At 65.1% G+C, this 10,464-nt stretch carries 12 protein-coding genes and 2 pseudogenes; 8 read left to right on the plus strand and 6 right to left on the minus strand.

The annotated features are described in order from the left end of the window. Positions 1-168: 168 nt before the first annotated feature. Positions 169-945 carry an IclR family transcriptional regulator gene (locus tag NN2_RS12380; RefSeq protein WP_063013268.1) on the plus strand — a complete coding sequence of 259 codons (777 nt, stop codon included), beginning with the start codon at positions 169-171 and terminating at the stop codon, positions 943-945. On the opposite strand, the gene NN2_RS12385 is transcribed toward NN2_RS12380, so the two are convergent. Continuing rightward, complete coding sequence (locus tag NN2_RS12385) at positions 910-1,626, minus strand: PadR family transcriptional regulator (protein WP_063013234.1); 717 nt, start codon at positions 1,624-1,626, stop codon at positions 910-912. The two genes, NN2_RS12380 and NN2_RS12385, sit on opposite strands and share 36 nt — an antisense overlap. Positions 1,627-1,730: 104 nt before the next feature. On the opposite strand from NN2_RS12385, the gene NN2_RS12390 reads away from it, so the two are divergent. Then, positions 1,731-2,078, plus strand: coding sequence for a hypothetical protein (locus tag NN2_RS12390; protein ID WP_063013236.1), 348 nt, complete (start codon positions 1,731-1,733; stop codon positions 2,076-2,078). Then, on the plus strand, positions 2,071-2,760 hold the full coding sequence (locus NN2_RS12395; protein WP_063013238.1) for a Dabb family protein: 690 nt from the start codon (positions 2,071-2,073) through the stop codon (positions 2,758-2,760). The genes NN2_RS12390 and NN2_RS12395 overlap by 8 nt, the downstream gene beginning before the upstream one ends. 205 nt (positions 2,761-2,965) lie before the next feature. On the opposite strand, the gene NN2_RS12400 is transcribed toward NN2_RS12395, so the two are convergent. From NN2_RS12400 to NN2_RS12410, 3 genes are all read right to left on the minus strand, one after another. Further along, complete coding sequence (locus tag NN2_RS12400) at positions 2,966-4,465, minus strand: FAD-binding protein (protein ID WP_063013240.1); 1,500 nt, start codon at positions 4,463-4,465, stop codon at positions 2,966-2,968. 331 nt (positions 4,466-4,796) lie between these two features. Then, positions 4,797-5,771: a LacI family DNA-binding transcriptional regulator gene (locus NN2_RS12405; RefSeq protein WP_082856943.1), complete on the minus strand. Its 975-nt coding sequence runs from the start codon at positions 5,769-5,771 to the stop codon at positions 4,797-4,799. 225 nt (positions 5,772-5,996) lie between these two features. Then, entirely contained in the window at positions 5,997-6,779 is a 783-nt protein-coding gene (locus NN2_RS12410) for a hypothetical protein (RefSeq protein ID WP_063013244.1), read from the minus strand. A gap of 234 nt (positions 6,780-7,013) precedes the next feature. Here NN2_RS12410 and NN2_RS12415 point away from each other — a divergent pair, with 234 nt between their 5' ends. Both NN2_RS12415 and NN2_RS39075 read left to right on the plus strand, forming a co-directional pair. Next, positions 7,014-7,355, plus strand: coding sequence for a nuclear transport factor 2 family protein (locus NN2_RS12415; RefSeq protein WP_169812399.1), 342 nt, complete (start codon positions 7,014-7,016; stop codon positions 7,353-7,355). Next, positions 7,328-7,711: pseudogene (locus NN2_RS39075) on the plus strand (VOC family protein); the annotation flags it as partial. The gene NN2_RS12415 and the pseudogene NN2_RS39075, both read left to right, overlap by 28 nt. Here the strand turns inward: NN2_RS39075 and NN2_RS38530 are convergent. Then, positions 7,642-7,914: a hypothetical protein gene (locus NN2_RS38530; RefSeq protein WP_245658669.1), complete on the minus strand. Its 273-nt coding sequence runs from the start codon at positions 7,912-7,914 to the stop codon at positions 7,642-7,644. The pseudogene NN2_RS39075 and the gene NN2_RS38530 sit on opposite strands and share 70 nt — an antisense overlap. A gap of 74 nt (positions 7,915-7,988) precedes the next feature. Here NN2_RS38530 and NN2_RS38535 point away from each other — a divergent pair, with 74 nt between their 5' ends. Then, positions 7,989-8,237, plus strand: coding sequence for a hypothetical protein (locus NN2_RS38535; RefSeq protein WP_245658670.1), 249 nt, complete (start codon positions 7,989-7,991; stop codon positions 8,235-8,237). 16 nt (positions 8,238-8,253) lie between these two features. Here the strand turns inward: NN2_RS38535 and NN2_RS12430 are convergent, their stop codons facing one another. Beyond that, entirely contained in the window at positions 8,254-9,399 is a 1,146-nt protein-coding gene (locus tag NN2_RS12430) for a hypothetical protein (RefSeq protein WP_245658672.1), read from the minus strand. Between the two features lie 118 nt (positions 9,400-9,517). Here NN2_RS12430 and NN2_RS36235 point away from each other — a divergent pair, with 118 nt between their 5' ends. Both NN2_RS36235 and NN2_RS37105 read left to right on the plus strand, forming a co-directional pair. After that, complete coding sequence (locus NN2_RS36235) at positions 9,518-9,652, plus strand: recombinase family protein (RefSeq protein ID WP_227462991.1); 135 nt, start codon at positions 9,518-9,520, stop codon at positions 9,650-9,652. Positions 9,653-10,242: 590 nt separating this feature from the next. Further along, positions 10,243-10,464: pseudogene (locus tag NN2_RS37105) on the plus strand (hypothetical protein); the annotation flags it as partial.

The raw sequence follows: 10,464 nt of genomic DNA on the forward strand, positions 1-10,464 counted from the left end.
GGACGGCGGTTCCCGTTCACCGGGACAACCGTTCGCAGAAATTTCGGCACACCTGCCACGACGGCAGCAAACTCCGTGACCCGCTTCACAGATCGGCGTCGATGTGCCACTATTTTCTAATCGAAATAGGCACGTCAGATCGTCGCCGTGGTCAACGAGGAGCACAGCATGACCGTTACGCAGGAGATTCACGCGGCCGAGGCGAACACCCCCAGCAATATCCTCGACCGGTTGACTCTCGTCCTCGACGCCTTCGACGGACACGAAAGTCTCGGTCTGACCGAGATCGTGTCCCGGACCGGACTGCCTCGCTCGTCGGCGCACCGGATGCTCGATCGGCTCGTCCGCCTGCGCTGGTTGCAGCGCCAGGGCCGCAGCTACAGCCTGGGGATCAGGCTCGTCGAGCTCGGCTCGCTGGCCGTCCACCAAGATCGGGTGCACGCCGCGGCGCGCGAACACCTGCATCACCTGTACCGCGCCACCGGCATGGTGGTGCATCTCGCGGTGCTCGACGGCGCCGATGTGGTGTACCTGGACAAGATCGGCGGCCGGCTGGCCGCGCAGGTTCCGACGCGCATCGGCGGCCGCCTGCCCGCCGCCCGCACGGCATTGGGCAAGGCTTTGCTGGCATACGACAACCACGCCGAACCGGGCGGCGAGGTGGTCCGGCAGCTGGGTTATGCCGTCGAACGAAACGGCGCACCGACCGGGTTCGGCTGTATCGCCGCTCCGATCGGGGAGGTGGGTGAGGCCAGGACCGCAGTGTCCATCTGCGGTCCGCTCAACAAGATGTCGTTCGACAGCCGCATGACCACGCCGGTGCAGCTCACGGCCGCCGCCATCGTGCGCAGCCTCAACGCCGGCCGGTTCGCGACTCCGACGTTGCAGCGCAGGAACATCTTGCGATCGCTACCGACCGCGCCCTCCGTTCTCGCCGAAGGCTGACTGGTCGGTTCCGGTCTCCGCGTCCGGATCGTCAGCGCCCACAGCACGCCAACTTCCGGGATGACGCGGCACCGGAAGTCCGAATTCGTCGGTGACGACCGAGGAGCGATAATGCTCGGCCGCGGCATCGATATCCGCGAGCAGCTGCTCGGCCAGCTCGATCTCGGCTTCGAAATAGCGCTGCGACCATCGCAAACTCATCTGCGTGAACGACCATCCCGGCTCCGGATCCGACCGGTCGGCGTGCCGTCCCGCTCGCCGCGCGCGCTCGCGAAGGTTGTCGATATGGGTCCTGACGATGCGCTTCAACTGCTCCGGATCGTGCAGATGACCCATCCAAAGGCGAAGCATCACACCATGTTTGAGCACCGGCATGTCCACGTCGGCATCGCGCGACCAGTTACGCAGCGCGCGCAGCCCGTCCTCGGTGATGCGATACAGCCGCCGGTTGCGCACGCCCTCGTCCGCGACCAGTCGGGACTGCACCAGCGACAGGTCCTCGAGCTTCTTCAGTTCGCCGTAGATCTGGCTTACCGACGGACTCCAATAGAAGAATCCGATACTCCAGTCGGCCCATTTCTTCAATTCGTTGCCGGTCAATTCCTCACCGAATGACAACATCCCCAATACTGCCCAGCTGGTGGCGGGCAAGTTGGGGAAAGAATCGACGTCAGCACCCATAATCGCCGAGCTTACAAGGCATTCCGGACCCATTGCCCCCGGCCGCTCCCGGCTGACGGGAACGAGATCACCCACTCGGCGGCGCACCACTTACGTTGAACACCATGAGCGACAGCACCATCTACATCATCGACCGGATAGTGCTCAAACCCGGCCACGCGCGCGCTTTCATCGACGCGTATTTGAGCGAATACGCCCCCGGCGCGCGGGAACGCGGTCTGACCTTGGACCGCGTCCTGGTCAGCCCGCCGGCCTGGATCGATGCGGAGAGCAATGTCGTCACCGCGACCTGGACCGTCGAGGGCCCGCAGCAGTGGTGGGCCGCGGCAGTGAAGGGACGCCACGATCCGGTGTACGCCCAATGGTGGCAGTCGGTCTCCCCCATGATCGTCGAACGGTCCCGGTCCATGGCCGCCGCGGCCGAGGCCGTAGAAGGGCTGTGCCATGTATAAGGTGACCCGACTACTCCATCTGGACGACACCGCGGACAGGGCGGCGGTACTACGCACCATCACCTCCGCGGCCGATGCGATTCCCGCTCGGTACACCCTCGTCGCGCCCACACTGCCCGGAGCACGCAACGGCGGGGACCTTCTCGTCCACCTGCAATTCGAGTCGGAATCGGAATGGTCGCGCTGGCGGGCACCGATCGACGCGGCGACCTCCGGCAGCTCCGTTCACCACGTCGATGCCGCCGAATATCGCGGTGGATCGCCCGGGCAGGACCGGGCGGGACGCCGCAACTCGTCGAGCCCGGCCTCGGTCTATCGGACGTTGCTGTTACGCGTGGACGATTCCGCTTCGCCCGCGGAACTCGGGCGGTTCGAACACGCGATGCTGCAGATGCCCGTACATCTGCCGGGAATCCGGGCGTGGCAGCTCAGTCGCGTCGCTCACGCTTCCGGAACGTCGGCCTGGACCCATGTCTGGGAGCAGGAGTTCGCCGATCTCGACACGCTGCTCGGGCCCTATATGAATCATCCGGTGCACTGGGGACATGTGGACCGGTGGTTCGATCCGGAGTGCCCCGAGCAGCTCGTCAAAGACCGTGTGTGTCACAGTTTCTGTGCGATGTCGGCGCCGGTCATCACCGACACGACGCCGGCGGCACTGTCAGCGGCGGAGGAACGCTAGAACCGCCGCTTCCCACGCTTCCTGCTGCTTGAACATCACCCAGTGCCGCAGTTGGGGAAGATGTGGATCTCTCCGTTGGGGCAGCATGCGTATCGGAAGCAAGGCCATGTCCACCGGGCTCGCACGGCTTTAACCCGCTTTCCCGGTGAGCGGCACACTCCCCGGCACGGCCCGATCCCCTCCGGCACCGTCGGGGAGGCCGGCCTCAACTGGTCATCGGGCTCCGCGAGTGAGACGAATCCGCTTCTCCGCCGGCCGAGAACGCTGCATGCCGACCGGCCCGGCGGCCGAAATACGACCCCGCACCCAGCTGTGTACCGCTGGCGTACCCCTTGCCGTCTTGAGCCAGCGTGGAGGCACAGGCGCCGGCTGCGTACAGACCCGCAACGGTGGTCCCGTCCGGGCGCTCGACCTGTCCGTCGACGGTCGTCCGTAGTCCGCCGAGGGTGAATCCGGCATAGGACGCCACGCCGAGCGACAGGTTGAATGCCGCCCAGGGACCGCGGTCCTGCGCCTCCAGATACTCGGGTCGCTTGCCGAATTCCGGGTCGGAGCGCTCGGCGGCGTGCGCGTTGTAGGCATCCAGCGTCCGCTGCAGATTGCCCGGCGGAATGCCGAGCGCGGTCTCCATCTCGCCGACCGTCTCCCACCCGTCGATGAACGGCACCAGTTCGAAATCCCGCTTCGCCAAATGCGATTCGTCCAGGATGAGGAATGCCTTCGCATCCGGCTGTTCCAAGACGAATTCGGCGGTGCGGGCGTGATAGGAGTCTTCGGCGACGAACCGCTCCCCCTGCGCGTTGACGATGATTCCGGTGAGGTGCCGGGCAGGCGGGTACACCGGCGCCGTCACGAAACACTGGTCCATATGCGCGGTGGCAGCCCCAACCGACATACCCATCCGGATACCGAGGCCGTCGTCGAACGACGAGCCGAGCGGATACGGTTTCTCGGCAAGCTGCGGCACGTATTGCCGCACCATGTCGGGATTCATGACGAAACCCCCGGCGGCGAGGACCACCGCACGCGCCTTCACGGCCCCGGATTCCGCGAACCGTTTCCAGCGCACTCCGACCACGGCTCCACTCTCATCGCAGATCAGCTGCTGTGCTCCGGTTTCGTACCGGATCTCGACACCGAGTTGCTCGAGCCGCTGCACCAGTAGACCGGTCACGAGCGCCGCTCCACCCGTGTCACCGGCCACGGGCACTTTGTGGCCGCGCGGCGCGGGGACAGCCAGTTCGCAGAAGGGCCATACCTTTTCGTTGCCGGTGTACATCAAGCCTTGGGTCCCCGGCTGAATGACGGCCTTCTCCGGATAGAAGCTCCGCTCGAAGCGAAAGCCCAGACCTTCCAGCCACTCGAAATGCGCCACACTGTCGACGCAGTAATCGTGGATCTTGCGCACATCGGGTTCCCGCGAAACGGCCGTGAGGTATTTCTCCATTTCCACCGCGGAGTCGGTGTGTCCGGTGGCGGTCTGCACCGCGGTGCCGCCGCCGAGATAGAAATGGCCGCCGGCCATCGACGATGTACCACCGCCGGCCGCAGCCCGCTCGAGCACCAGTACGTTGGCGCCGTGTGCCGCGGCCTCCGCCGCCGCGCATCCCCCCGCGATGCCCAATCCGACGACGATCACATCCGCTTGCTCGGTCCAGTCCTCGACGTCGGCCGCGGGAACGACTGCAGGAATTTCTGTTCGCATACCCGGTAAGAGTGGCTGAGCCCGTACCCGCGGCGCATCGCATTTCCCGCCGAGCGGAATACGGCCGGGGAAGTGTGCCCGTAAAACACAATCTTCACGAAGCATGCGTGAACTATCTCGTGTTAGTGTCCCTGGGCTACAGCGTCGGTAGCAACGAGCACAATGGCTACGGGAAATGCGCGTGCGGCACGGCACCAACCGGACAACTCACCACCGGAAGCGCCGAACGGACGCCGCGGCCGGCCGCGTCCACCCCGGCTACGCTCCGGGTTCGGGACGTTTTATGTGGATTTGCGCCGATTACACTGCAGCACAACGCGATTAGCGGTAACTAACTGGACTCGCGACGGATCATCGTCATAGTCGGCAACGCCGGCTCCGGCGCCGCGGCGAGTTCACCGGCGGCGTGCAATGCGAGGTCGGCGGTGTACCGAGCCACCCCTGCCGCGTCCATCCGCACACTCGATAGCGAAGGTACGAACACAGCCGCCAGTCGGGTGTCGTCGTGACCGATCACCGCCAAGGGTGCCGGGACACCGATACCAGCCCGCATTGCAGCACCGACAACGATCGCCGCCACGGTGTCGTTGTAGGCCACGACGCCGGTGACACCGCTGTCACGCCAGGCCAGGACACTCGTTACGGCCGACGCCTCGCCTGCGCCGACTTCACGAACGTCGAGCGGTTCGAGCCCCAAACGCTCGGCTGCCCCCTGCGCGGCTGCCACTCGCGCGGCGACGAGATCTGCGAGTCTCTCTTCACCGCCGGTGGCATAGGCCAGCCGCCGATGCCCCAGGGAATAGAGGTGCTCCACCTGCAGCCCCACCCCCGCGACAGCCGCCTCCGAGCGCCCTACCGTTCCGATGACAACTCGGCGGACCCCGCTGGCCCGCAACGAATCCTGTTCTTCCGCATCGAAATCGGCCAGACCGATCACCACGTCGGGGGTGACCGACTCCCAGAGCGGCCGGGAGCGATCCGCCGCCCGGCGGGTGTAGGTGATCAGCGAATAGCCGGCTCGATCCAGCGCACAAGCCATTTCGTCGACATAGTCCGCCATACTGTCTTCGACCGGCCAGTCGGGCAGCACCAACAGCACCAGGCGACTACTGCCACGGCGCAATGTCTGCGCCGCTCGGTTGGGCCGGTATCCGAGCCGCTCGGCTTCGGCCAGCACGCGCTGCCTGGTCTTCTCCGGAATCGTCTGCCCGGGAGTGCTGTTGAGGACGAACCCGACAGTCGCGCGCGACAGTCCGAGTGAACGGGCAACATCGGTCGCGGTCACACGCTGCTTCGCAGACGGCATCCGCATCACCTCCCGGACCGGTTCGGCGAACGGGTTTCACCGAATCGCGCGATCGTACGCTAGCACGTGCGAGGAGCGCGTCCAGCTCGTCGTGCCGGCTCTCTCGCGCCACCACACCGCCATGCGACAACACCACGACGAAGGTCCGTATCAGCGCGTGTTGCTCAGTTCCGGACTCGATGGTTTCCCACTATCCGGACGACAACTCGGCGCTCCGCATCGCCGCTACCAGTCCTGCCAAGGAACGATCGAATGCACCGGCGCGGCGAACAGCACCTCCTCGGCCTCTGGACAGGGGGCACCACGGTCCGCCGCGTCCCATTCCCGCTCATGCTCGGCAAGTTCGCTCGACACCGTCTCGGGATCGCCGTCCAGATACAACAGGCGAATCCGCAACGCACCGCTGGAATACTCTCGCCGTGCCTCCCCGAGCGGCAGTGTCGGATGCGTCTGCACCGAATGCAGGGCGAACGACCACGCGCCCGCCACCCCGGGACACCCCAGCAGATCGGGGATCCGCACCCGATCCTGCCAGCGAAACTGCTCGTGCGCGGGCACACCGTGCGGGTCGGCCAGATATGTGAGGGTGACGTGCAGCCCGCGGTTCGGCCGGAACGGCAGCGCGTCGGCCGACACCAGAACCCGTGGTGCCACATAGCCTTTCACCGGAGTGAAGAACGCCAGCAGGGACCGCCGGATCCCCGGCAGAATCGGGCCCCGCCCCCACTGGAAGGAGTCTTCACCCAGCTTGGTCCATTCGGCGATACTCTGCTCGTACGGCGGCCGGAACCAATACATGGCCATATAGTCGGTACCGGCCAGCTCCCCCGCGGCAGTCCCGAGCTCTGCGCCGCGGTCTCGGCGGCGGGCCCAGCGATCGCCCCACGCGACCCCTGGTAGCAGCAAATTCTCCGGCCGGTGATCCAGCTGATGCCATTCGTTGTATTCCCGATGCCTGTCGGGATCGGTCAGTTCGATGAACGAGAAGAACGCCCGCTCCGAAAACACTTGCCACCTCCGAGATGTCGATTTCGGTCACTCGCGACCACGCAACGCTAGGAGCTCGGCGCCCGCAGATCGTCGAGCCATTCCATCCATCGGGAAAGCCGTGCCGCCGGCGCGGCGAACCGAAGCGACGTCTCTTCGTTTCGCTCACCGGGAGAAGACACGAAGACCGCCGGGCCGGCCTCCCTACGATGCCGCCGTGCACTTCTCATGCCTTTCGACCGGAATCGTGGGCCGATGAAAGCTGAATCCGACGCTATTGCCGATGTAGTGAATCGATACGCTTACGCACTCGACGACCGAGATTGGCGCCGCCTCGACGAAGTGTTCGCCCCCGACGTCGTCGTTCGATACGGCAGTCCCGACGCGCCGGCGATCGAAGGGCGGGTGGCCACCGTCGCGATGATTCGATCGTTCCTCGACCACTGTGGACCTTCTCAACATCTGTTGGGCAACATGATCGTCGACATCGACGGAGATACCGCATCCACAACCTGCAAGGCCAGGGTCTTCCACATGGGAGCAGGCCCACACCCCGACAAGACGTACGAATGTGCGGGGTCTACCGAGATACGCTGACCCGAACGGCAGCAGGATGGCGAATCACCGAACGCGTCTTCGATATACATTTCGAACTGGGAAGCCCGGAAGAGGTTCCGGGTGCCCAGCGTTCCCCCGCACCGCAGCAGTCGTTTTCGTTCACGAAGATCTTGGTGAATGATCTCGAAGCCCAATTCTCCTTCTATTCGACAGTTTTCGGTCGCACGGAAAAGACTCGCTACGACTTCGACGATCGCGCCGATCCTCTCGCCGAGATCATCATGACCTTCGCCGACGGCACCGATCGATCACTGGTCCTGCTGCACTACAAGAACCGGCCGGCACCGGCACCGGGTGCCGCAATCATCGGCTTCGAGGTGAGCGGAATCGATGCTGTGGTGCAGCGAGTTGCCGACGCCGGCGGCACAGTGACCGAACCCCCTCGACTGATGACGAATATCGGATCAAGGTCGCCGTCGTCGAAGATCTGGAAGGACACGTACTGGAGATCTTTGAACGCATTTGAATTGCGAGCAGGTCCCGCGGTGACGATCCGCAATGACTTTGGGCGTTGTCGTCCTGTGGCGTCGTTCTTCATGCGCGGTCGACATCTCGAAACCGGCATCGACCCCGACCGGTTCGCCACACGGCGAGCCGAAGGAACAATTGCGCATGCCGGCGCTGGAGCGGCTCATCGGACGTCCGGTGGAACCGGAAAAGCTCATCGAAGCTGCCCTCGTCGCACTGGTTCTCGATATCGACAGCGAGTCTCTGCCTCTGCTCGGCGGTCTCGCCCGAGCAGAGAACGACCAAGCCGAGGAACTGTTCGACCGAGTGTTGAACGAACTCGACATCGTGGCAACGATTCCCACCGATGAGTGCGATATCCGGCACCTACTGGTTCGATGGTGGGCGGCCTGATCAACTCTGCGGCACATCAACTGCGGCCGGAATTCGCACTGCGGCCACCAGCCCCGCTTCGGATGCCGGACCACGTCTCGTTGATGTCGTCGCGCGCCCATTCGACGATGTCACCGTCGGCGCGGACGTCACCGGTGAGCCAGAACGCTTCGTCGGGTGCCCATCCCGCGATCACCGACGCCGCGTCACCGTCGACATCGATAGCGATGCCCGCAGCCGCGAGATAGCCGGCGACGGTGAGGTGCACTCCCCCGTACTCCTCGGCTACGGCATGCCAGTCGGGCAGAACCCACCGTCCGTCGCGGCCCGTGGTGCGGTACCAGTCGTGGCGTTTCTGCGCCGTGACCTCGAGCGGGAACCGCTGACACAGATGCGCCCAGGCGGCAGCGCCGTCGATTTCGAACGTATCGATGTCTGCCGGGATGATCTGTCGCCGAGCCCAGGCACGATACTCACCCGCGGAGTCTTCGACGAACCACAGGGACGCGGGCGAACCGTCATCGAGTGTCCGCGTGGAGCACGGAACACCGAGCGGCGACGACCACCACACGCCGGAGTAGGCGGCTGTCGGATCGGTGGGGCGTTCTCGCGCCGCGCGTTTCTCCTCTGCAACGACCCGGTCCAGCCATGTGGTGAGCACTTTCCCGACCGAAGGAACGCTGTCGTGTCGCTTGCCCCATCCCAGGGACCACTGCTCGTCGCGAACAACGCCGGTGGTCCACCACCGAGCGTGCTCCGACGCACTGAGGTGTTCGGCGACGCGTCGCAGTTCTGGAAGCATCGGGTCCGTCATGGCGAGAACATCTTCGCCTTCGGGCTCCTGCCAGTACCGGGCGGAATCTGTGGTCGCCGCGAGCGCGGTATGCAGGTCCTTTTTCGTCACATCGGGCAGCGGCACGTCCGCCAGCAGTCGCGCCACGTGTTCGGGGGCAACGCGCGGAAGGGGCTGGTCGGCGCCGGGTCCGTAGCTGACGCATGCGACTCCGCTTCCCGCGTCGAGTTGGTGAGCGGCGTAGAACACTCCGGAGCAGAAGGAGTCCTGCGTGTGTTCGACGCGCACACGCTCGTCGGCGAGGCGCGCGTACTCGAGGAGAAGACGACGACCCCGTGGGCCCGCCAGCAGTGCCTCGGTGAGCGTCGCCGGAGTTTCCCCTGCCACCATGAATCCAGTAGATCACTACCGCTGCGGCGACTTCGATCGAACGGCTGTTCCGCCGCGCCTATCCGGATCGATGCGGGTTGAGCTTTGTTGCGCCACTTGATGATTGACGATTCGAGCGGTGGTTCGACTGCGTGAACGCGAGGTGCGTTTCGGGCTCGGCAGCCGGATCAACGACGGGAACGATCCGTTCGGCAATCTCTTCCTGCAAACCCTGGCGATGGTCGCCGAATTCGAAGCCAACCTCGGCCACTGACGAACCCGCGAAGACATGGCCGAGGCGCGAGCGAAGGGCCGACCGCAGGGCCGACCAGGCCGGCGAAATACGCCCCCGTCCGGCCTCGTGACGCTCGAACACGTAACGGCCGTCGTGATGTGAACGTGATCTGGAGTACAAAACCGCAAACTGTGAGCGGCGACATAGTTTAGGAAAGTTCCCCCGGTCAGACGCCTGAAAATGTGGTAACCAACCATCGCGCGGCTCCGCTTCCGACGTCTCGTCGTTGTCGGAGTGATGCCGGAGCGTTATCGTATGGATATACGTTCGGCTACCTGGTCCGAATGTGCCTTGCGAATCGTAATTCGCACCTCCCAATTGAAACCGCCGCCAAATTCTAGCCGCGCCTTCGGCGTGAAAAACCGGTCGGCGGACTGATCGCGGTAGGACGCGCGCCCGACTCCGGTCGAGGCGCGGCACAGCGCAGCGCCCGCAGCATCGCGACAGTTCGGTCGTTCCGGGTCAGGCCATCCCCACAGCACTCCGTGCAGAGGCGAGTTCATTCGGACCCGCCCGGCTGCTCGCTGCCCGCTGTGTGCCCGAACAGTCGAGAACAGGAATCAGACCGCATGTCCGCAACATCCACACGCCGCAGATCCATGACCTCGATCGTCCGCACCGCCGGTGCCGTGTCGCTGGCCGCCACCGCGGCAGCGACCATCATCGCCACGGCCGGCGGTGGCCAGTCGTCCACAGCACAGGCGATCGATATCAAGGCGCTCGCGACTACCGTCGCCGCAGCCGGCGCGCCCGGAGCAGCTCAGGCACCCGGCCCGGCCCCTCAGCCCGCC

The sequence above is a fragment of the Nocardia nova NBRC 15556 genome (genome assembly GCF_001613005.1).
In the GTDB taxonomy this organism is placed as follows: Bacteria; Actinomycetota; Actinomycetes; order Mycobacteriales; family Mycobacteriaceae; genus Nocardia; species Nocardia nova.